Source organism: Vibrio sinus, from assembly GCF_023634645.1.
In the GTDB taxonomy this organism is placed as follows: Bacteria; Pseudomonadota; Gammaproteobacteria; order Enterobacterales; family Vibrionaceae; genus Vibrio; species Vibrio sinus.
Window position 1 is genome coordinate 101,333 of record NZ_JAMKMR010000004.1, and the last position, 19,849, is coordinate 121,181.

Genomic DNA, 19,849 nt, shown 5'->3' on the forward strand with positions numbered 1-19,849 from the left:
TTTTTTTATTTAGCTGGTTGTTCGTTAACTACTGCTGCTTTGCTTTTGACCAATCTTAGGCTCAGTGCCTTCAAATAAGCGGCGGATATTTTGATGGTGGCGCAGCACGATTAAGCAGCATAGCATGGCAACGGGTAAGGTGAACTCAGGTCGAACCATCCAAGTATAAAATGGTGTGAGTAGAACGGTTACGATGGCAGCGAGCGAGGAGTAACGAAACACCACCACAATGGCCAGCCAAGTTGCGACAATAAGCCCAGTTAAGCCAAGACCAATAGGGGCAACCGAGCCCAGTGCAGTTGCTACACCTTTACCACCTTTAAAGTGGAAGAAAATCGGGTACATGTGACCAAGGCAGGCGGCAATGGCAATCACGCCTAACATCAGAGAGTCGACACCCAAATAGTAACTGCCCCAAACGGGAATCGTTCCTTTTAGCATATCGGCCAATAGCACTGCGAGCGCCGCTTTTTTTCCACCAATACGTAGCACGTTCGTCGCGCCAGGGTTGTTGGAACCAGCGCTGCGTGGATCGGGTAGCTTGAGTAAACGACAAATCAACACCGCACTCGAAATTGAGCCAAGTAGGTAAGCGAAAATGATGATCGCAAGTGTTAATGAGGTCATGGTCTTTCTTATTACTTGAAAATAATGCTCTGTGTCCCACTAGTTGGTATGATATCGCGAATCACCAATTTAGTACGATTTTTTTCTCATATTTCGACCATAAGCGGTATAGGACACGAATGACTATGGATAAAGTTTTTATCGAACAGCTAGAAGCCATCACCACGATTGGTGTTTACGATTGGGAACAAGAAATAAAACAAAAGTTAGTACTAGACATTGAAATGGCTCACGATAATCGCCGAGCAGGGGCGAGTGATGATGTGGCTGACGCATTGGATTATGCGACGGTCAGCGAAGCCATTTTGACACATATTGAGTCAGGCAGATTTTTGCTAGTCGAGCGCGTAGCAGAAGAAGTGGCGAGTCTCGTCATGTCTGAATTTTCTGTGCCTTGGATCAAAATTCGTCTGACCAAACCTGGTGCGGTTCCTCAAGCTAAAGGTGTCGGTGTTGTCATTGAGCGAGGTAGCTTATGACAGTAGCCTATGTTGGAGTGGGCTCAAATATTGAACCTTGTAAGCATTCAGAAGTGGCGGTCAAGGAACTCTCTAAATTAGGATGTTCTCTTAAAGTCTCAACAATTTATGAATGTGAAGCATTAGGGTTTGATGGCCGAGCTTTTTATAACTTTGTGGTGGAATTGCAAACCGACTTCTCTCTAGCTGAGTTCAGTCGCAAGCTGCGAGAGATTGAGATAGATTGGGGCAGAAAAGAGCACAGCGCCAAATATCAAGACCGTACCCTAGATCTCGACTTGATCCTATTTGGTGAAGAAATCTCTCAGCAAGATCCGCAGATCCCACGTATCGATATCTACAAATACCCCTTCGTGATCCAGCCGCTGTATGAGCTCTGCCCTGACAGAGTCATACCGTCTGATTGCAAAAGCATCCGCCAAGTTTGGCAAAATTCAACCCAATTAGATTTACTTAAACCTGTCGAGCGCTGGTTCGAGGTTTAGAAAGGTCAAGGAAACTATGAGTTACATGGAGTCGTTTTTGTTAGCCCTGATTCAAGGGCTAACCGAGTTTTTACCTATTTCTAGCTCGGCACACCTTATCCTTCCTTCTGCGATATTGGGTTGGCAAGATCAAGGGCTTGCTTTTGATGTGGCGGTTCATGTCGGCACGTTGGCAGCGGTGGTGATCTACTTTCGTCACGAAGTGGTCGCGTTGCTCAGCGCATTTTTTGCTTCATTGTTTAAAGGCAATAGAAGCAAAGAAGCCAAATTGGCCTGGATGATCATTGTTGCCACGCTCCCAGCCGCCCTGTTTGGCTTGCTAATGAAAGATGTTATCGAGCTGTATTTACGCAGTGCTTGGGTCATTGCCACCACGACGATAGTATTTGCTGTACTGTTATGGTGGGCAGACAAGGTATCCAAGTTAACGGACGACGAGTATCAGGCGGATTGGAAAAAAGCGCTATTTATCGGTGTAGCGCAGGCTATCGCTATGATACCAGGTACGTCACGTTCAGGCATTACGATGACCGCTGCATTGTACCTTGGCTTTACTCGCGAAGCCGCGGCTCGCTTTTCTTTTTTAATGTCTATTCCAATCATCTTATTGGCTGGAGGATATTTAGGGTTGAAGCTGGCAATAAGTGGCGAGCCTATTCATGTGGGATTTCTAACCGTAGGCATAGTGACATCCTTTGTTAGCGCTTACATATGCATCCACTTTTTCCTAGCTTTGATTAATCGCATCGGCATGACGCCCTTCGTTATCTATAGGCTATTGCTAGGTGCTGCGCTATTTGTCTTTTTATCTCTCAGCTAAAAAATGTTATCTCGGAGTTAAAAAGTAGCGCGTTAATGATAAACTTGTTGGCAGTTTTGATGATACATTCTGCCTTCACGGGCCACTTGGGTATAAACTACATAGTTAGAGCATTGATGGCTTTGTCGCCAAAATCAGCGGGTGAATTGACCAAGCGTCGACAAACTCTCTTCGAGACGCGTTGATAATCAATCCTTTATCGAATGATATGTACGTTTATGTTATATATGTGGCCTAACAGTAATACCCTCAATAGATATAATGTTATGCGAATTTTTACCTTAGCCTTAGTGGTGATACTGGGCTGGTTACAATACGAGCTCTGGCTTGGTAAGAATGGCATTACCGAGTACCAACTCGTCAGTAGCGAAATTCAAGCACAGCAAAAGGTCAACGCCAGTTTGCAAGTGCGCAATGATGAGATGTTTGCTGAAATTGATGATCTTCGCCAAGGGCTGGATGCGATTGAAGAAAGAGCGCGTCACGAGTTAGGCATGGTCAAAAAAGGGGAAACATTCTATCGTTTGACTGACGGAGCGAAGTCGTATGACCAATAAACCTTCCATAGTGGCGATTGTGCCTGCAGCGGGCGTGGGAAGCCGAATGCAAGCCGATCGGCCGAAGCAATATTTAACTATCGGCAACAAAACCGTACTTGAACACACCATTGAAAAGCTCTTGTCTCATTCGAGTATTGCTCGAGTCGTTGTCGCTATTTCAGAACATGATCCTTACTTTGCCCAATTGCCTTTGTCAGATAAGCAAGAGGTTATTCGAGTTAGTGGGGGAGGTGAGCGAGCAGACTCTGTGCTATCAGCTCTTGATTATGTAGCCTCAAACGACATGGCGCATTGGGTGATGGTCCATGATGCTGCAAGGCCTTGTGTTTGCTTAGCTGATATAGACAAATTAATAAACCAAGCAATGAGTCATACGGTTGGCGGCATTATGGCGACGCCTGTTCGTGACACGATGAAACGATCCGACGCGACTTCGCAAATTCAGCATACGGTGGAAAGAGAATTACTTTGGCATGCCCTCACGCCACAGATGTTCCGAACCGAGCCACTACGCTCTGCATTATCCAAGGCTTTGCAAGAGAACGTTACGATTACTGATGAGGCGTCAGCAATGGAATGGGCTGGATTTCAGCCGTTATTGGTTCAAGGTCGTGCAGACAACATTAAGATCACCCAGCCAGAAGATCTTGATCTCGCCAAATACTATTTAAATAAGCAACCTTAGAGGAATGACAATGATTCGAATTGGTCATGGTTTTGATGTACATAAATTTGGTGGGCAAGGGCCGATTACTATAGGTGGCGTTGAGATACCTTATGAGCAAGGGTTAGTAGCCCATTCGGATGGCGATGTTGCCTTACATGCGCTTTGTGATGCCTTATTAGGGGCAATCGCGAAGGGGGATATCGGACGCCACTTTCCAGATACGGATGATACTTGGAAAGGCGTCGACAGTCGCAAATTGCTAAGAGAAGTCTACCGCCAAGTGAAAGAGCAAGGCTATGTACTCGGCAATGCGGACGTCACTATCTTAGCTCAAGCCCCCAAAATGGCCCCACACATCGACGCTATGTGTGCGGTTATTGCACAAGATTTAGAAACGGATATTCGCAATATTAATGTCAAAGCAACGACTACGGAGAAGTTGGGCTTTACAGGCCGAAAAGAAGGCATCGCTACGGAAGCGGTTGTCCTGCTTACTCAAGGCTGATTCTCTAATATCCACATTAGAGGAGGAGTGTCTCTTCTGGTGTCGAACACGATTATTCCGATGGTAAATTACATGTCAGATATGTTGTCCTCCCTATCTTATTTATATGGCAAACCTACTGCGACAGCTAAATTAAAAGCCAAGCCTGAGCATTTTCAAGTCAACGAATGTTTGGGCTTTGATTTTGCCGGTCACGGTGAACATTTCATGGTGAGAATCAGGAAAACTGGTGAAAACACTACTTTTGTCGCTAATGAACTTGCCAAAGCATGTGGCGTTGCTTCAAAAGATGTCAGTTGGGCTGGCTTAAAAGATCGTCACGCGGTTACGGAACAATGGCTCAGCGTGCGTTTGCCAAAAAATGAGCAGCCAGATTTGTCCGGGTTTTTATCCAAGCACCCAACTATTGAAGTCTTACAGACCTCCTGGCATAGCAAGAAGCTGCGCCCAGGAGACCTAGTAGGGAATGATTTCGTTGTGGCGTTAACAGAAGTCAGTGACGTCGAAGATGTTGAAAAGAGGTTGCAGAAAATTTCTGAGTCAGGCGTACCAAATTATTTTGGTAATCAGAGGTTTGGCCGTGATGGTAACAACCTAAAAGAAGCGCGTCGTTGGGGCAAAGAAAACGTGCGTACTCGCAATGCCAATAAACGCAGTATGTATTTGTCGGCAGCAAGATCGTGGATATTCAACACCATTTTGTCGGAAAGAATAGAAAAATCCTACTTCAATCAACTTATTATTGGTGATATCGCGCAAAAAGATTCTACACTTTTCAATGTAACCGAAGACAATATCGCACAGTACAATCAGCAGTTATTCAATGCTGATGTGGCAATCACAGCGGCCCTACCGGGAGATAACGCGTTACCTACTCAGTCGCAAGCACTTGAATTAGAGCAAAAACACCTCGATTCAGAGCCTGATCTCATGGCGCTGATTAGAGGGAATAGAATGAGGCACGATAGGCGTCCTATCATGCTGCGTCCTAACCAATTGACGTGGCAAATTGATAAAGACACTATCACGCTTTCTTTTTCACTTGAAGCGGGTTGTTTTGCTACTGCTATTGTGCGCGAGCTTATCAACGAAATTGAAGTCGAGCGTAGTTATTAATGAATGGTGATAAACTAAAAATCTTATTGAGTAACGATGATGGCGTGCACGCTAAGGGTATTCGCTTTCTGGCTGCTGAGTTAAGAGATATCGCTGATATCATTATTGTTGCGCCTGACAGAAATCGAAGTGGCGCATCGAACTCTCTTACTCTAGAGCAGCCACTTCGCGTTAATGAAATAGAGCCCAATGTTTACTCTGTGCAAGGTACGCCAACTGATTGTGTTCACTTTGCTCTCAATGAGCTGATGAAAAATGATTTGCCCGATCTCTTACTATCAGGCATAAATCATGGTGCAAACCTGGGTGATGACGTACTGTACTCAGGTACGGTTGCCGCGGCGATGGAAGGGCATTTTCTGGGCGTTCAATCGATTGCATTGTCATTAGTGGGTAAGGTGCACTTTGATATGGCAGCTCGCGTGGCTAAACGATTGGTAATGCAGCACCAACGTTTTCCTATTCCTACAAATCGTTTGATAAACGTTAATATTCCAGATGTTGCCGATGATCAGGGGCTTGAGTTACAAGTGACTCGGCTTGGCGCACGCCATCACGCTGAGCCCATGCTTAAACAAATCGATCCTAGAGGACATGAAATCTACTGGCTGGGGCCTCCTGGCAAAGAGCAAGATGCAGGAGTGGGGACCGACTTTTACGCTATTGAACAAGGCAAAGTGTCGATGACGCCGTTACAAGTTGATCTTACCGCCCATGAGTCGCTATTAACAATGGAACATTGGTTAAAGGAATCTTAATGACGAACCCGCAAGCAGATAGACTCATGAGGTTTTTAGTCTCCAGCGGTATTCGCGACAAACAAGTATTAGACGCGATTTACCGACTGCCAAGGGAAAACTTTGTTTCTCAGGCAATGGTACATCAAGCGTATGACAACAATGCGTTGCCCATTGGGCAAGGGCAGACTATCTCCCAGCCTTATATCGTCGCAAAAATGACAGAGATGTTGAACTTATCTCGTCACAGCAAGGTCCTAGAGATTGGGACGGGATCGGGTTACCAAACCGCGGTGCTTGCCCAACTCGTTGATCATGTTTATTCAATAGAAAGAATTAAGTCATTGCAATGGGAAGCCAAAAGGCGTCTAAAGCAGCTTGATATTTATAATGTATCAACCAAGCATGGAGATGGTTGGCAAGGGTGGGAAGTTAAAGCGCCTTTTGATGCCATTATCGTAACCGCTGCTGCCGAGTCCGTACCCAATTCATTATTGGAGCAATTGAATCAAGGTGGGATAATGGTGATTCCGGTCGGCGACGACGAGCAACAGCTCTTGAAGATCACTCGACAAGGTGAACACTATTCTACTGAAACGGTAGAGATGGTAAGGTTTGTTCCGCTTATTGCGGGGGATCTTGCTTAAATCAAAATGAAGTGTTCGGCCAAAAAAGCGTTGTTAGTGGGACTATGTAGTGTGATGGTCGCTTGCACTGCCCAAACACCTGCGCCTGTTTCTGGGCTACATAAAGATTACGGTTCTATTTCACGCAATAGTTACCGTGGTAGTTATTATGTAGTGAAGAAAGGCGATACGCTGTATTTCATCTCTTATATCACTGGCAAAGATGTCAACGATATTATCCGATACAACAACCTAAAGAAACCATACACGATTCATCCAGGTCAAAAGTTGGATTTGTGGCGTCCTTCATATATTGCTCCTTCCTACGGTGGAACAGGAGTTGGAAAAATTACAACTCCTACCAGTTCTCTATCATCCAATACTGCGAACAAAAATCAACAACTTAGTTATAAAAATAACTCAAAAAATCAACAATCGGCTAAAAAATACTCAAAAAATGGGCTTGATCAATCAAAAACAAAAGAGTATGTTGAATCTAAAGGTAAACAAAATGTTAAAAAACCTATAAATGAGACATCGCCACCAAATCAAAAAATATCTAAGTGGTTATGGCCAACAAAAGGGAGAGTGATAAAAAACTATTCTGCAGGAGATCATGGCAATAAGGGGATTGACATCGCAGGTAGGCGTGGTCAATCAATTGTCTCTACTGCCGGAGGAACCGTTGTCTATTCGGGCAATGCACTAAGAGGTTATGGCAATCTAGTGATTGTTAAGCACAACGATAATTACCTTAGCGCTTATGCTCACAACGATCGGTTGCTCGTACACGAAGGACAAAGTGTAAAAGCAGGCCAAAAAATTGCAACGATGGGCAGCTCAGGAACCAGCAGCGTTCGTTTGCACTTTGAAATTCGCTATCAAGGTAAGTCGGTGAATCCTAATCGCTACTTACCATAAACTTACTTGTATAGAGTAATGTAGCGACATTAAAAAGTAGTAATGTCTTGCTAGCTCGCCAGGGGGAGGCGTTATGAGTATCAGCAACACAGCAACAAAAGTTGAAGAGTTCGAGATAGATCGTGAAGCGATGGATTCGCTCTCGGAAGAAGAACTGACTACTACCAATGAATCAACCACTGAAACCGTAGAAGAAGCGAAAGAAGAGTTTGAAGTCTCCACAAAGAGTTTGGATGCGACTCAGCTTTATCTTGGTGAAATTGGCTTTTCTCCACTATTAACCGCTGAAGAAGAAGTGCTTTATGCTCGCCGTGCATTAAGAGGTGATGAAGCAGCTCGCAAGCGCATGATTGAAAGTAATTTGCGTTTAGTGGTTAAAATTTCCCGTCGTTATAGCAATCGTGGTTTAGCCTTACTTGATTTAGTTGAAGAAGGGAATTTAGGTTTGATCCGTGCGGTTGAGAAGTTCGATCCTGAACGAGGATTCCGTTTCTCTACTTATGCCACTTGGTGGATTCGCCAAACGATCGAACGCGCGTTAATGAACCAAACTCGTACCATTCGTTTACCTATTCATGTGGTGAAAGAGCTCAATATTTACTTGCGTACCGCGAGGGAGTTATCACAAAAGCTTGACCACGAGCCTACAGCAGAAGAAATCGCACTGCAATTGGATAAACCCGTGGACGATGTGAGCAAGATGTTGCGCTTGAATGAGAGAGTGAGCTCAGTGGACACGCCCATTGGCGGAGATGGTGAGAAAGCGCTATTGGATATTATTCCTGATGCTAACAACTCAGATCCGGAAGTATCGACTCAAGATGATGACATCAAATCTTCTTTAATCCATTGGTTAGATGAGCTGAATCCGAAGCAAAAAGAAGTGTTAGCACGCCGTTTTGGTTTGCTTGGCTATGAGCCTTCAACGCTAGAAGAAGTGGGGCGTGAAATCAATTTAACTCGCGAGCGCGTTCGCCAAATTCAAGTCGAAGGTCTTCGTCGCTTAAGAGAGATCCTTGTTAAACAAGGGCTCAATATGGAGAATTTATTCAGTGTAGAGGACGAGTAACTACTTTTATCTCCACCCATTTTCGTTCTCATCATCAATGATAAAAGGGCCACTTAATATTAAGTGGCCCTTTCGCGCATAAGAAAAGAAAGTTTTATAGCATAGCCTTTAATCGATATAACTCTTCTAAGGCTTGACGTGGGGTAAGATCATTGGGATCTATTCTGGCCAAGGTTTCTTCGATCTCACTAGGCTCAGGGATCAAACTTAACTGGTTAGCGATATCTGGAGCGCTAGCCGTTTTGGATGGTATGTGCTGGCCAATGCTTTCTAACTGAGATAGCTTGCTGCGCGCATTTTTTATGACACTTTTCGGCACACCTGCGAGCCCAGCAACAGCCAGCCCATAAGATTTGCTGGCCGCGCCTTCTTGGACAGCGTGCATAAACACAATGCTATCGCCATGCTCAACCGCGTCTAAATGAACATTAGCTAAGGTTGGGATTTGGTTTGGCAGCTCTGTGAGTTCAAAATAGTGTGTGGCAAAGAGTGTCAGCGCACCTATTTTACTCGCCAGCCATTCGGCGCTTGCCCAAGCGAGTGAGAGTCCATCATAAGTACTGGTTCCCCGCCCAATTTCGTCCATTAAAACAAGGCTTTTCTCGGTAGCATTGTGCAAAATATTTGCGGTTTCTGTCATTTCAACCATAAAGGTCGAACGTCCTGAAGCAAGATCGTCAGAGGCGCCAATGCGAGTAAAAATGCGATCAATGACGCCAATTTGCGCAGACTCCGCAGGAACAAAGCTACCAATATGAGCAAGCAGTGCAATCAGAGCCGTTTGGCGCATGTAAGTGGACTTACCTCCCATGTTCGGCCCTGTGACAATGAGCATTTTTCTACTTTCGTTGAGGTCGATTGGGTTGGCGATAAATGGCTCATCCATTACTTGTTCTACGACAGGATGACGACCTGCCAATATTTGGATGCCGGGCTTGGATGTCAATACGGGGCGGCTATAGTCTAATGTGTCTGCTCGTTCTGCTAACGTTTGCAAGACATCTAGTTGAGAAAGAGCTGAAGCTAGGTTTTGCAGTTTCTCTAAGTGTGGCATTAACAGATCAAAGAGCTCCTCCCATAGCTGCTTCTCTATGGCCAAGGCCTTAGATTTAGAGTTCAGCACTTTATCTTCGTGTTCTTTGAGCTCAGGAATGATGTAACGCTCTGCATTTTTCAATGTTTGACGGCGAACATAATGTGGCGGCACAAGATGACTTTGCCCACGACTGACTTGAATGAAAAAACCATGCACATTGTTGTAACCCACTTTAAGTGTATCGATACCATGTCGATCTTTTTCATCTTCTTCTAGGCGCTCTAAATACTCTGTTGCGCCTTCTGCTAAGCTTCGCCATTCATCTAAATCTGGATTGTAGCCATTGGCAATGACGCCACCATCGCGGATAACAACCGGAGGGTTTTCCTTGATGGCTCGTCCTAAAAGTTGGCAAATATTATCGATGGGGGAGCAAAACTTGGCCAGTTGTGACAGATAATCATTGCTAAAGTGATTGCACGCAGTAGCCAGCTCTGGAAGTTGTTGTAATGCCTGCCTTAGTCGAGCCATGTCTCTTGGTCGAGCAGAGCGTAGGGCTAAACGAGCAATGATACGTTCTATATCGCCAATTTGCTTAAGCACTGGATGCAGATCAGAAAAATAGCCATCCTCTTTGAGCTCAGTGATAGCGTTTAGACGTTGGTTTAATGTATCTATGCTACGCATGGGTTGGTGCAGCCAGCGCTTTAGCATACGGCTGCCCATTGCCGTCGCAGTATGATCAAGCACTTCAGCAAGAGTGTTATCGGTGCCACCGGAGAGGTTTTGGGTGATCTCTAGGTTCCGACGTGTTGCTGCATCCAGTATTACTGAGCTGTCGTGTTTATCATAAGTAAGAGAGCGAATATGAGGCAGAGCCGTACGTTGCGTGTCTTTGACATACTGAATCAAGCATCCAGCAGCTGCTAATCCTAAGCTCGCGTGTTCGACACCGAAACCAACCAGATCTCGAGTGCCAAATTGTTGGTTCAGTTGTTGTTTTGCCGTATCGAGTTCAAACTCCCATACAGGTCTTCGGCGATTGCCCTGTCGGCTGGCCATCAAATGTACGGGCTCAAAATCTTCAGGAAACAGTAGCTCAGTTGGTGATGTTCTTTGTAGTTCAGCGGCCATGGCTTCTTCTGTTTCAGGTTCACTCAACTGAAAGCGGCCGGAGGTCACATCGAGGGTGGCGTAACCAAAACGATCATTGGCATAGTAAATAGCAGCGATGAGGTTATCGATACGCTCTTCGAGTAAGGCTTCGTCGGTAACTGTTCCCGGTGTTACGATGCGCACGACCTTTCGCTCGACAGGCCCTTTACTTGTGGCAGGATCGCCGATTTGTTCACAAATAGCGACCGATTCACCTAACTGAACGAGTTTCGCCAGATAACCTTCAACAGCGTGAAAAGGGACGCCAGCCATTGGAATAGGTTCACCTGCGGAAGCGCCTCTTTTAGTGAGTGAGATATCTAGCAGTTGTGAGGCACGTTTTGCGTCTTCGTAGAACAGCTCATAGAAGTCACCCATACGATAGAATAGCAAGATATCTGGGTTTTCTGCTTTCAGTTTCAGATATTGTTGCATCATGGGAGTGTGTTTTTGATCGGCTTTCACAGGTAAATTCTTTCGTTTATTTCCTTTGCGGCTTAGGATACGTGAAACCCATGCACGCGAAAAGACACAAAAGGTATTTGTCTATGAATTCCCTTCTTCAACTAAGTCATCAGTCGGGGCAAATTTTACTCAAAAACAAATTAGTTTTAGCAACCGCAGAATCTTGTACCGGGGGGGGTATTGCAAGTGCGATCACTGATATCGCAGGCAGTTCAGCCTGGTTTGACCGTGCATTTGTGACCTACAGTAACGATGCGAAAACGCAAATGGTAGGAGTGAAGCCACAAACTTTACAGGCATATGGAGCGGTCAGTGAGGCTGTAGTCACAGAGATGGCTTTGGGAACGTTGGAACATTCTCAAGCCACTACGGCCATATCGGTGAGTGGTATCGCAGGACCTGGAGGGGCCACCGAAACCAAACCTGTTGGCACTGTGTGCTTTGCATGGGCCGATAAGTCGGGGTGGCTGCATGTCGAGACGCAATATTTTACTGGTGATAGGGCGAGTGTTCGTGAACAATCTGTTCGATATGCCTTACAGGTGCTTAACGAGCACTACTTGCATGACCCGATCGGGTGAGAACAGGTGTGAAATTCGCCGATAAAATAAATGCTGACGACACAATGGGTTAAATTGTATCTTTAGACCGAGTGCAAAAAAGTTTGCTTTGTACAGTGGACACTGTATGTATTTACAGTATAATTAACACCAATTGAGGTAAAGGCGTGTTAAGCTTAAACAGCGAATGGGCCTTAATGTCCTGTAGGGCAATTCCGCAACAAAATTATACTCCCCCAATGAGTAAAGTGATCGGAGAAAGTAATGGACGATAATAAACAGAAAGCGTTGGCTGCAGCGTTAGGCCAGATCGAAAAGCAGTTTGGTAAAGGCTCAATTATGCGTCTTGGTGACAACCGCACCATGGACGTTGAAACGATTTCTACTGGCTCGCTTTCTTTGGACATTGCACTGGGTGCTGGTGGCCTTCCAATGGGGCGTATTGTAGAAATCTATGGCCCTGAGTCTTCAGGCAAAACCACATTAACGTTGGAGCTGATTGCAGCGGCGCAAAGAGAAGGCAAAACCTGTGCTTTCATTGATGCTGAGCATGCGCTTGACCCAATTTACGCCGCAAAGCTTGGTGTTGATATTGATGCTTTATTGGTTTCTCAGCCAGATACGGGTGAGCAAGCTTTGGAAATATGCGACGCACTAGCACGCTCTGGCGCGATTGACGTTATGGTTGTGGATTCTGTTGCAGCATTAACACCGAAAGCAGAAATTGAAGGTGAGATGGGTGATAGCCATATGGGTCTTCAGGCGCGTATGCTGAGCCAAGCCATGCGTAAGCTTACTGGTAATCTTAAGCAATCTAACTGTATGTGTATCTTCATCAACCAAATCCGTATGAAGATTGGTGTGATGTTTGGTAACCCGGAAACCACCACAGGTGGTAACGCATTGAAATTCTATGCGTCAGTTCGCCTTGATATTCGCCGCACAGGCTCAATCAAAGAAGGCGATGAAGTTGTGGGTAATGAAACGCGCATTAAAGTGGTGAAGAACAAGATTGCGGCGCCATTTAAACAAGCAGACACCCAGATCCTTTATGGCCAAGGTTTTAACCGTGAAGGGGAGCTGATTGATTTAGGTGTTAAGAACAAACTGGTTGAAAAAGCGGGTGCATGGTATAGCTACAACGGTGATAAGATTGGCCAAGGTAAAGCAAACGCATGCAAGTACCTAAGAGAAAACCCAGAAGCGGCCAGCACGATTGATAGTAAACTGCGCGAATTATTGTTGACTCCAGTCCAAGTCGAGCAGGATGAGAAAGGTGAGCCAGCTACACCACAGGAAGAGCTATAACGCCGTTTGAAATATGACTAATTAAGGCCCTGCAATGCAGGGCCTTATTGTATGCGAGGTAATCATGGCATATCCCCCTAAAACGCCTTCACTTTCTTCCATTGAATCTGCAATTCAACTACTCAGCCGTCGAGATCATGGCCGATATGAACTCTGTCAAAAGCTTCAAATGAAGGGATACGATGAGTTGGAAGTTGAGAAAGCCCTTCAGTTTTGTATCGAACACCAATATTTGGATGACTTACGTTTCGCTAGAAGTCAGGTAAGGCAAGCCATATATAAAGGTCACGGTGAGCGAAGAATCCGCCAAGAATTGATGCAAAAAAGGGTAGAAGAAAGTGCCATTGATCAAGCTTTAACAGATGAAGCCACAGATTGGTTCGAACTTGCAAGGCAAGTAGCGCTGAAAAAATACAAAGGTCATAAGGCGAAGGAGGCCCGAGAATATGCCAAGCAAGTCAGGTTTCTACAGTATCGAGGATACAGTTATGAACAAATTGAATATGCCTTGAGTGCTATCAAAGAAATCTGAACCATAGATACAGGTGCCTATAGTTTTTCCCTTTTCAGGCTTGATACAATACAAATCAAAATTGAAATAATCACATCCTTTTCAAAGTGTTACATTTATATAATTGCCTTGGAAAATCTTCACGTTGTGAATCTAATATGTAAAGGATAATTGAAAAATTATTTGTTTTTCAATAATTAACTGGAAAGAAAACGTATTAATGTCTGTGATTTACGAGTGTTGGTATTGTGAATCTACTACTGTTAAACCTAGCAACGATGATTTGGCGCTCACTCGGCAGAGGCAAAAAAATAAATGATAAGTTATAATGAGACATTATTAATAGCAATAACTTAGCCCATATGCTAGCCAATCACAGTCAGTCATTATTTATCGTTGAAGACGACGCGAAACTTCGTCAAATGCTCGCCGAATATTTTACATCTCAAGAATTTGAAGTCACGACTTTTGAAGACGGGGAAACTGCGGTAGAAGGTATTTTGCAGAGCCAGCCAGATGCTGTTCTTCTTGATCTAATGTTACCTAATACAGATGGGCTATCTGTTTGCAGACAGATTCGCTCTCAGTACTCAGGAAAAGTGCTCATGTTGACAGCAAGTGATGATGATTTCGATCATGTTGCGGCCTTGGAAGTGGGAGCAGATGATTTTGTTTCTAAGCCAATTAAACCTAGAGTTCTTTTAGCGCGAATCAGAATGTTGCTCAGAAGAGAAGAGCAAATACTTAAATCTAGTACAATCAATAGCAACTTAGAAACATTAGAATATGGACAGTTACACTTAAACTACACTCGTAAAGTATGCGAGCTACAGGGGAAAGTAGTGCAAATGTCTGATAGTGAGTTTGACTTGTTATGGGCTTTGGCATCCTCACCTGATGTTGTGTTGTCTCGAGATAAATTGACTCAAACTTTGCGTGGTATCGAATACGATGGATTAGATCGCACCGTCGATAATAAGATCGTCAGTTTACGTAAAAAGCTAGGTGATACGTCTGTAACGCCGACACGAATTATCACGGTAAGAGGCAAAGGGTATCTCTTTGTCCCTGATACTTGGTAAATATACAACTATGGAAGTGAGTTTATGCGTCGAGTATACATAGAGTCGTTTGCTGGCGCATTGCTGTGGTTTACGCTTAGCATGGTTGCCTATGTGTATATCATATTTGAATTAAATACCGATTATGACTACGTGCTTGAGGAAAAAGAAGCGGAAGCGTTAAGGCAAATATTGTTTAACGTTTACCAAGCTCAAGGAAAGAAGGTTGCGGTCAGTAATTTGGAAACCTATGCACGTAAAACGGCTCAGGAACTAACCATTTATAAGTCAAATCAGGCTCCTAAAGATGTTGTTGAGTTTTTTTCTCGTAAAAAATCTCAATCAGAAGTGTATTTTGATGATGATAGAGATTGTTGGTTTAAACTCGTTGAGCCCGATGTTATTTTTCAGGTTAAACCCGATCCCGATACTTATCTTAGAAGAGCAATCGATTTCGATGACAATATGGGCTATCCATTTGTGATAATAGGCTTTCTTGTTCATACGTTTTTCTTTGTTTTAATTTTAAGGCGTCGGGTGAGATTTCTTGAAGATGTAACAATGAAATTTGCACAAGGAGACTTTAAAGTTCGCGCGTCTACTAAAAGTGGCAAAAAATTGGGTGCTCTTAGCCACAACTTCAATTATATGGCGGATAAAATATCTGACCTAATCGCTGGAAATCGTTTTTTAACTAATGCCATCGCACACGATTTGCGTACACCCATCTTTCGAATCCAATGGCAAGCTGAAATGCTCCAAGCTCAAGCGCTGTCTGAAGAGCAACACAAAAAAATTGCAAGTATCATAGAAGATACTGAAGAAATGGAGCAGATGGTGGATGAATTACTTTACTATGCCAAGATGGAAAGGACAGAAACCAAATTAGACTTAGAATATTTAGATTCAAGCAGTTTCTTCCAGGATATAGTACACAACCTCCCTAATAGTCGGCAGCTTAATATTCAATTAAATAATAGTGTGACTTCAGAGTTTTATGCTGATCGAGCCTTGTTAAAACGAGCCATAACCAATTTGCTGACGAATGCCAGCAAGTATGCGAATAGTCAGGTCGTGCTCACGACAGAAGAGCGTGAAAGCCAACTTATTATAAAGGTAGAAGATGATGGTGATGGAATTCCACCACAACATTGGGCTTCTATATTTCAACCTTTTTATAGTGCAGATAGTTCAAGGAATAAGGAAACGAGTGGTTTCGGCTTAGGCCTTGCCATCGTTGAACTAATCACCAAAAGACACCATGGCAGTGCTAAAGTTGGACAAAGTCCGCTAGGTGGTGCCCAGTTTACACTTTCTTTTCCGCGCAACAACCTGAACTCTACTTTAAACAGTGACACATTATGATTTTTATCACTGTGATTTTTTATTAACGATAACGAGCTAATTTATTGTAAGAGCCATTCTCTATTGTAAAACAGTAACTAAGCCCTTAAATATATCGAACTCCTCTAAATTCAGACAAAGTCATACAAAGTGGATACATCAGTTTTACCTTGAATATAAGATACTGTGACCAGTATTGAAGTCATATGTTTTAAGGTAGTAGAAAAATGTATTTTTGGGATATTCATAGCTTAAAAAGAGATATAATATCAGGTGGCTTATCTGAAAAAGGTCGGTTTTTATATTTTTTCATTGGGATTATATTACTCAGAGAATTGGTTGATCTTGTAGATCTGTTCATTAATTCATATTTTATTAGTGATTTCTCCGATCAGGATAATGAGAGTAGTAATTGGTTCGGGAGTATGATAAACGGTACATTATTGTCTTTGATAATATGTCTCGGTACGTATTACTCCTATAGGGTCAATAGCTTAAATGATGGAAATGATTTTTTAGGGCGATTTGTTAGTATCAGCTTTGTTGTCGGTATTCGATTTTTAGTGTTGCTAGTAATCTTTCTCCTTGCCATCTTGATATTAGGTGCCTTTCTTGAAAATACACTCATAAACCCTGAAGTAATCACATCTTATATTTTTAATATATTACCCTTGTCTTTGGTTTCTTTTATGTATATCCGCATTGTAAAACATATAAAAGATGTGAGTGTAGAAAATGTATAATTCTATCGGTTTAATGAAGCTACTGGCTAAATCAATTGTGGGGCTTCTATTATCATCTATGGTCTCAATTGCAGCTGCCGATAGTAACGGCAATGTAGAATCCAAGACAAAACTCTCTTGTGGAATGGGTGGTTGTACAATGGTATGTGTATCCAATAAAGGAAAAAGAGATGTTAAAGCTCGGCGTATAGAAAGTGCAGAGCTAATAACCTATAAAAGTGGCATGGTTAGGCATAATTTGACCATCGGGTTTTCTAAAGTGATTGTCACTTCCTCGCTTTCTATGGAGTCTTGCTCGTTTAATAATATAGAGAAAATGGAAGAGCTGTAGTTAAGAATTGACTTTAATATTGTCAATAACGTCACTGTGAGAATGACACCTTGTTACAATAACCAGACAAACTTTCTAATTTTATTTCGCTAATATTCAGCTGTTAAACGGATGGTCATATCAATATGACGAAATTTGCATACGGAGGGTTTATGTAAAAGGGGGAGCACTAACTAGATTTAGCGAGAACTCTATATCATAACTCATTATTTGCTCGTTGAAATATTAGAGAGTAAGAGAAATGACAGTAAACAAAGAGAGAATCCGCAACTTAGATTTTCTAAGAGGGATCGTTATTTTTATGGCCGTGTTTGAGCACTACACTGGCTATTTAAATTATTGGTATAAAGACTTTTTTATTCGAGAACATGACAGTTGGGCGACGCTCTATGCTTCTCATATGCCAATGGTGAATAGACTTCTTCCAATGGATGGTATCACAGCCAATATGTGCTTATGGTTGGTGCCTTGGGTTAGCCAGATTTATTTGGCATTGGCCATGTTTAATTTGGCATCTAAGACCCAGCTGCAGGTCAAAGAGAAACTTAAAAAGCATCTGTTTCTTTATACGTCAATAATTGCCGTGCTTTATATCGAAGGTTTCGTGATCGCTCCTAATTTTGGAGAAGCACTTTCTTTTTATCCTGTCATGCTATGGATGGTAATTCTTGCCCTTTCGTCAGTCATATATAGCTATTGTGGTATTAAAGGCATGCTAGCGATGACGGTAATGAGTTTTTTTGTTTCCCAAATTGGTGTTCCAGAAGCGTTATCAGCTGTTGAAGCTACTGTCCGTCAACATGTGCACCCCAACTTCGAATTGGATGCGAGAGTGGATTTGTTCTTAACCAGCGGTTGTCTAGGTTTTGTTATTGGCTTGGTATGGCACCACATGCCTCAACTAAGAGACATTTTATGCAAAGGCGTGATGATGTGGTCTGCGCTGGCGTTGTTCATTTTCTTTACGTTAGGTGATTTAGGGCACGTGTCTAAGTTCGATGTGTATGAACAGGAACATTCGTTGGCAGAAAGTACTGTCGGACATTTAGGTATCTGGGGAGCTGAATTCCTCGTCATATCAGTATTGCTATTGTTGCACTTAAAAAAGATTGAAATTAGTTGGAAACCCATCAACTGGATAGGTATGTATTCTCTAACCGTATTTATATTCCATAAGTCTATTTTCATTTTCTTTTGGGGGCCGATAATGACCCTGGTGACCGCTAAAATGGGTGTTCATCTTGTAAACAACTTCATGATTGTATTCTTACTAAGCTCGTTATCTATTTTATTTATTTATGCTTTCAAGCGCTCTGGAATTTTATTTCACCTAATGGGTACCCATCAAGATGAAAGTTGGTCTCATTTGTATAGAGATAAAACTGAAGCTGATAACACTATAGGTGTTAAGAGAGACAAAGCTATATAAGCTTGGCTTATCTTGTGAATAAATGTTAAAGACTTTAAGTAGAAGTGAAACTAGAACTATCACTTCTATTTGATAATTTAGTAGATTTTAAAATGAATAAACATCAATTGACTTTTTCAGCAACTTTATTTGTTGCTTTCTCATCGATGGCAGAGACAGCTATATCAGATATAAGTTTGTACAAGGATAACTATATTCTCCCTCTTTATCATGAAGAGAATACTAACCAAAATAGATATGCCAGTACAAATCCCAATGGGGGAGATGCGAAGCCAACCTTCACTCAGTTTCAGTTTAGTATCAAGTATCCACTCATTGAACAAAGCAATGCAGCACTATATGTGGCTTATACTCAGAAATCGAACTGGGATACCTATGGTGACTCTGCTTACTTTCGTGATAATGATTATAACCCAGAGATATTTTATGAAATACATCAAGACAATAGCTTGAAGTTTTCTTTCGGCTTGGAACATCAGTCCAATGGAGAGGGTGGAGAAAACGAAGTAAGTTGGAATAGAGCATACGCAAAGGCAAATTATAAGTTTCATTCGATAGATTTGTTTATAAAGCCTTGGGTTCGTATTCCAGATAAAAAAGACTATAACCCAGACATAGTGAAATATCTGGGTTATGGAGAGTTTGGCTTCAATTATCGCCCTAAAGGCTCAGAGGGATTGAATATGAAACTTTTAACCCGAAATATATTTAGACATGAGTACTATGCGATATCTGCCAGTTACCCCATGTACAAAGATTTTCGCTACTATATAAAGCTCGAATCCGGATATGGCTCATCCATCTCCAATTACAATCATAGAGATACATCCTATGGCGTAGGAATTTCTTTGGGTTTGTAGTCTCTGAGGACAGTTAGTTGAGCGAATGAATATATTTTCGCTTAACGAAAATACCAGTTGTCTTATCGCGCATGAGCTCTGATTATGAGAAAGTAATGTTTTTTCATATTCCGAGCTCATGTTTTTTGTTAATAATAAAATTAATACTATTGTCAACTTGTAGAACCAAACAGTGATTTCCTGTAACAAAAAAGATAATGGATATTTTAAATTGGATTATATTAAATATATAAAATCTAATTAACCTCGTGATGTTCAGAACTATAAATTTGTATTGTTTTGTAATCTATTTTATTGCTTTTGTCATTTGACTTTTTTCAGACAAAACAAGAACAATAAAACAACATTGATTAAATAAACCTTATGCTATATTCCTCGGCGTTGATAATGTTGTTCATTATCAACTCACACTTTAAATTTAACTAATTGGTATT

At 42.4% G+C, this 19,849-nt stretch carries 22 protein-coding genes; 20 read left to right on the plus strand and 2 right to left on the minus strand.

Annotated features, from left to right (window positions below; translation table 11 throughout):
• Window positions 1-24 precede the first annotated feature (24 nt).
• Complete coding sequence (gene plsY, locus M9194_RS05950) at window positions 25-627, minus strand: glycerol-3-phosphate 1-O-acyltransferase PlsY (RefSeq protein WP_250611713.1); 603 nt, start codon at window positions 625-627, stop codon at window positions 25-27.
• 125 nt (window positions 628-752) lie between these two features.
• Here plsY and folB point away from each other — a divergent pair, with 125 nt between their 5' ends.
• From folB to rpoS, 11 genes are all read left to right on the plus strand, one after another.
• Window positions 753-1,106 carry a dihydroneopterin aldolase gene (folB, locus tag M9194_RS05955; protein WP_250611714.1) on the plus strand — a complete coding sequence of 118 codons (354 nt, stop codon included), beginning with the start codon at window positions 753-755 and terminating at the stop codon, window positions 1,104-1,106.
• Window positions 1,103-1,591, plus strand: coding sequence for a 2-amino-4-hydroxy-6-hydroxymethyldihydropteridine diphosphokinase (folK, locus tag M9194_RS05960; RefSeq protein WP_250611715.1), 489 nt, complete (start codon window positions 1,103-1,105; stop codon window positions 1,589-1,591). The genes folB and folK overlap by 4 nt, the downstream gene beginning before the upstream one ends.
• 16 nt (window positions 1,592-1,607) lie before the next feature.
• On the plus strand, window positions 1,608-2,411 hold the full coding sequence (locus tag M9194_RS05965; RefSeq protein WP_250611716.1) for an undecaprenyl-diphosphate phosphatase: 804 nt from the start codon (window positions 1,608-1,610) through the stop codon (window positions 2,409-2,411).
• Between the two features lie 266 nt (window positions 2,412-2,677).
• On the plus strand, window positions 2,678-2,968 hold the full coding sequence (gene ftsB, locus M9194_RS05970) for a cell division protein FtsB (RefSeq protein ID WP_250611717.1): 291 nt from the start codon (window positions 2,678-2,680) through the stop codon (window positions 2,966-2,968).
• On the plus strand, window positions 2,958-3,656 hold the full coding sequence (gene ispD, locus M9194_RS05975) for a 2-C-methyl-D-erythritol 4-phosphate cytidylyltransferase (protein ID WP_250611718.1): 699 nt from the start codon (window positions 2,958-2,960) through the stop codon (window positions 3,654-3,656). The genes ftsB and ispD overlap by 11 nt, the downstream gene beginning before the upstream one ends.
• A gap of 10 nt (window positions 3,657-3,666) precedes the next feature.
• The gene (gene ispF / locus M9194_RS05980) at window positions 3,667-4,143 is read left to right on the plus strand and encodes a 2-C-methyl-D-erythritol 2,4-cyclodiphosphate synthase (protein ID WP_250611719.1); all 477 of its coding nucleotides are present in this window, start codon (window positions 3,667-3,669) and stop codon (window positions 4,141-4,143) included.
• 72 nt (window positions 4,144-4,215) lie between these two features.
• Entirely contained in the window at window positions 4,216-5,259 is a 1,044-nt protein-coding gene (gene truD / locus M9194_RS05985; protein ID WP_250611720.1) for a tRNA pseudouridine(13) synthase TruD, read from the plus strand.
• Complete coding sequence (gene surE, locus M9194_RS05990) at window positions 5,259-6,017, plus strand: 5'/3'-nucleotidase SurE (protein ID WP_250611721.1); 759 nt, start codon at window positions 5,259-5,261, stop codon at window positions 6,015-6,017. The genes truD and surE overlap by 1 nt, the downstream gene beginning before the upstream one ends.
• Window positions 6,017-6,643 carry a protein-L-isoaspartate(D-aspartate) O-methyltransferase gene (locus tag M9194_RS05995; protein ID WP_250611722.1) on the plus strand — a complete coding sequence of 209 codons (627 nt, stop codon included), beginning with the start codon at window positions 6,017-6,019 and terminating at the stop codon, window positions 6,641-6,643. The genes surE and M9194_RS05995 overlap by 1 nt, the downstream gene beginning before the upstream one ends.
• A 6-nt stretch (window positions 6,644-6,649) precedes the next feature.
• Window positions 6,650-7,543 carry a murein hydrolase activator NlpD gene (gene nlpD / locus M9194_RS06000; RefSeq protein WP_250611723.1) on the plus strand — a complete coding sequence of 298 codons (894 nt, stop codon included), beginning with the start codon at window positions 6,650-6,652 and terminating at the stop codon, window positions 7,541-7,543.
• A gap of 73 nt (window positions 7,544-7,616) precedes the next feature.
• On the plus strand, window positions 7,617-8,612 hold the full coding sequence (rpoS, locus tag M9194_RS06005) for an RNA polymerase sigma factor RpoS (protein ID WP_250611724.1): 996 nt from the start codon (window positions 7,617-7,619) through the stop codon (window positions 8,610-8,612).
• A gap of 94 nt (window positions 8,613-8,706) precedes the next feature.
• Here rpoS and mutS read toward each other — a convergent pair whose 3' ends face one another.
• A complete protein-coding gene (gene mutS / locus M9194_RS06010; protein ID WP_250611725.1) occupies window positions 8,707-11,268 on the minus strand; it encodes a DNA mismatch repair protein MutS in 2,562 nt (853 codons plus the stop codon).
• A gap of 83 nt (window positions 11,269-11,351) precedes the next feature.
• On the opposite strand from mutS, the gene pncC reads away from it, so the two are divergent.
• The 9 genes from pncC (at window position 11,352) to M9194_RS06055 (ending at window position 19,415) form a co-directional block, all read left to right on the plus strand.
• Window positions 11,352-11,849: a nicotinamide-nucleotide amidase gene (gene pncC, locus M9194_RS06015; protein ID WP_250611726.1), complete on the plus strand. Its 498-nt coding sequence runs from the start codon at window positions 11,352-11,354 to the stop codon at window positions 11,847-11,849.
• Between the two features lie 243 nt (window positions 11,850-12,092).
• Entirely contained in the window at window positions 12,093-13,136 is a 1,044-nt protein-coding gene (gene recA / locus M9194_RS06020; RefSeq protein WP_250611727.1) for a recombinase RecA, read from the plus strand.
• 64 nt (window positions 13,137-13,200) lie between these two features.
• Complete coding sequence (gene recX / locus M9194_RS06025; RefSeq protein ID WP_250611728.1) at window positions 13,201-13,668, plus strand: recombination regulator RecX; 468 nt, start codon at window positions 13,201-13,203, stop codon at window positions 13,666-13,668.
• Window positions 13,669-14,009: 341 nt separating this feature from the next.
• Entirely contained in the window at window positions 14,010-14,729 is a 720-nt protein-coding gene (locus tag M9194_RS06030) for a response regulator (RefSeq protein ID WP_250611729.1), read from the plus strand.
• Window positions 14,730-14,753: 24 nt separating this feature from the next.
• Window positions 14,754-16,073 carry an ATP-binding protein gene (locus tag M9194_RS06035; RefSeq protein ID WP_250611730.1) on the plus strand — a complete coding sequence of 440 codons (1,320 nt, stop codon included), beginning with the start codon at window positions 14,754-14,756 and terminating at the stop codon, window positions 16,071-16,073.
• Between the two features lie 206 nt (window positions 16,074-16,279).
• Window positions 16,280-16,795 carry a hypothetical protein gene (locus tag M9194_RS06040; RefSeq protein WP_250611731.1) on the plus strand — a complete coding sequence of 172 codons (516 nt, stop codon included), beginning with the start codon at window positions 16,280-16,282 and terminating at the stop codon, window positions 16,793-16,795.
• Window positions 16,788-17,126 (plus strand): hypothetical protein, encoded by a 339-nt coding sequence (locus M9194_RS06045; RefSeq protein WP_250611732.1) that lies wholly within the window; start codon window positions 16,788-16,790, stop codon window positions 17,124-17,126. The genes M9194_RS06040 and M9194_RS06045 overlap by 8 nt, the downstream gene beginning before the upstream one ends.
• 241 nt (window positions 17,127-17,367) lie before the next feature.
• On the plus strand, window positions 17,368-18,555 hold the full coding sequence (locus tag M9194_RS06050; protein WP_250611733.1) for a hypothetical protein: 1,188 nt from the start codon (window positions 17,368-17,370) through the stop codon (window positions 18,553-18,555).
• Window positions 18,556-18,599: 44 nt separating this feature from the next.
• Window positions 18,600-19,415, plus strand: a complete 816-nt coding sequence (locus M9194_RS06055) for a phospholipase A (protein WP_250611734.1) — start codon at window positions 18,600-18,602, stop codon at window positions 19,413-19,415.
• The last annotated feature ends 434 nt before the right edge of the window (window positions 19,416-19,849 follow it).

Bases quoted from the DNA above. Each gene is read 5' to 3' on its own strand.
- M9194_RS05965 (WP_250611716.1), top strand. From the start codon at position 1,608: ATGAGTTACATGGAGTCGTTTTTGTTAGCCCTGATTCAAGGGCTAACC.
- truD (WP_250611720.1), top strand. From the start codon at position 4,216: ATGTCAGATATGTTGTCCTCCCTATCTTATTTATATGGCAAACCTACT.
- ispD (WP_250611718.1), top strand. From the start codon at position 2,958: ATGACCAATAAACCTTCCATAGTGGCGATTGTGCCTGCAGCGGGCGTG.
- surE (WP_250611721.1), top strand. From the start codon at position 5,259: ATGAATGGTGATAAACTAAAAATCTTATTGAGTAACGATGATGGCGTG.
- M9194_RS06035 (WP_250611730.1), top strand. From the start codon at position 14,754: ATGCGTCGAGTATACATAGAGTCGTTTGCTGGCGCATTGCTGTGGTTT.
- M9194_RS06040 (WP_250611731.1), top strand. From the start codon at position 16,280: ATGTATTTTTGGGATATTCATAGCTTAAAAAGAGATATAATATCAGGT.
- pncC (WP_250611726.1), top strand. From the start codon at position 11,352: ATGAATTCCCTTCTTCAACTAAGTCATCAGTCGGGGCAAATTTTACTC.
- M9194_RS05995 (WP_250611722.1), top strand. From the start codon at position 6,017: ATGACGAACCCGCAAGCAGATAGACTCATGAGGTTTTTAGTCTCCAGC.
- M9194_RS06045 (WP_250611732.1), top strand. From the start codon at position 16,788: ATGTATAATTCTATCGGTTTAATGAAGCTACTGGCTAAATCAATTGTG.
- ispF (WP_250611719.1), top strand. From the start codon at position 3,667: ATGATTCGAATTGGTCATGGTTTTGATGTACATAAATTTGGTGGGCAA.
- rpoS (WP_250611724.1), top strand. From the start codon at position 7,617: ATGAGTATCAGCAACACAGCAACAAAAGTTGAAGAGTTCGAGATAGAT.
- M9194_RS06050 (WP_250611733.1), top strand. From the start codon at position 17,368: ATGACAGTAAACAAAGAGAGAATCCGCAACTTAGATTTTCTAAGAGGG.
- nlpD (WP_250611723.1), top strand. From the start codon at position 6,650: ATGAAGTGTTCGGCCAAAAAAGCGTTGTTAGTGGGACTATGTAGTGTG.
- recA (WP_250611727.1), top strand. From the start codon at position 12,093: ATGGACGATAATAAACAGAAAGCGTTGGCTGCAGCGTTAGGCCAGATC.
- ftsB (WP_250611717.1), top strand. From the start codon at position 2,678: ATGCGAATTTTTACCTTAGCCTTAGTGGTGATACTGGGCTGGTTACAA.
- folB (WP_250611714.1), top strand. From the start codon at position 753: ATGGATAAAGTTTTTATCGAACAGCTAGAAGCCATCACCACGATTGGT.
- recX (WP_250611728.1), top strand. From the start codon at position 13,201: ATGGCATATCCCCCTAAAACGCCTTCACTTTCTTCCATTGAATCTGCA.
- folK (WP_250611715.1), top strand. From the start codon at position 1,103: ATGACAGTAGCCTATGTTGGAGTGGGCTCAAATATTGAACCTTGTAAG.
- plsY (WP_250611713.1), bottom strand. From the start codon at position 627: ATGACCTCATTAACACTTGCGATCATCATTTTCGCTTACCTACTTGGC.
- M9194_RS06030 (WP_250611729.1), top strand. From the start codon at position 14,010: ATGCTAGCCAATCACAGTCAGTCATTATTTATCGTTGAAGACGACGCG.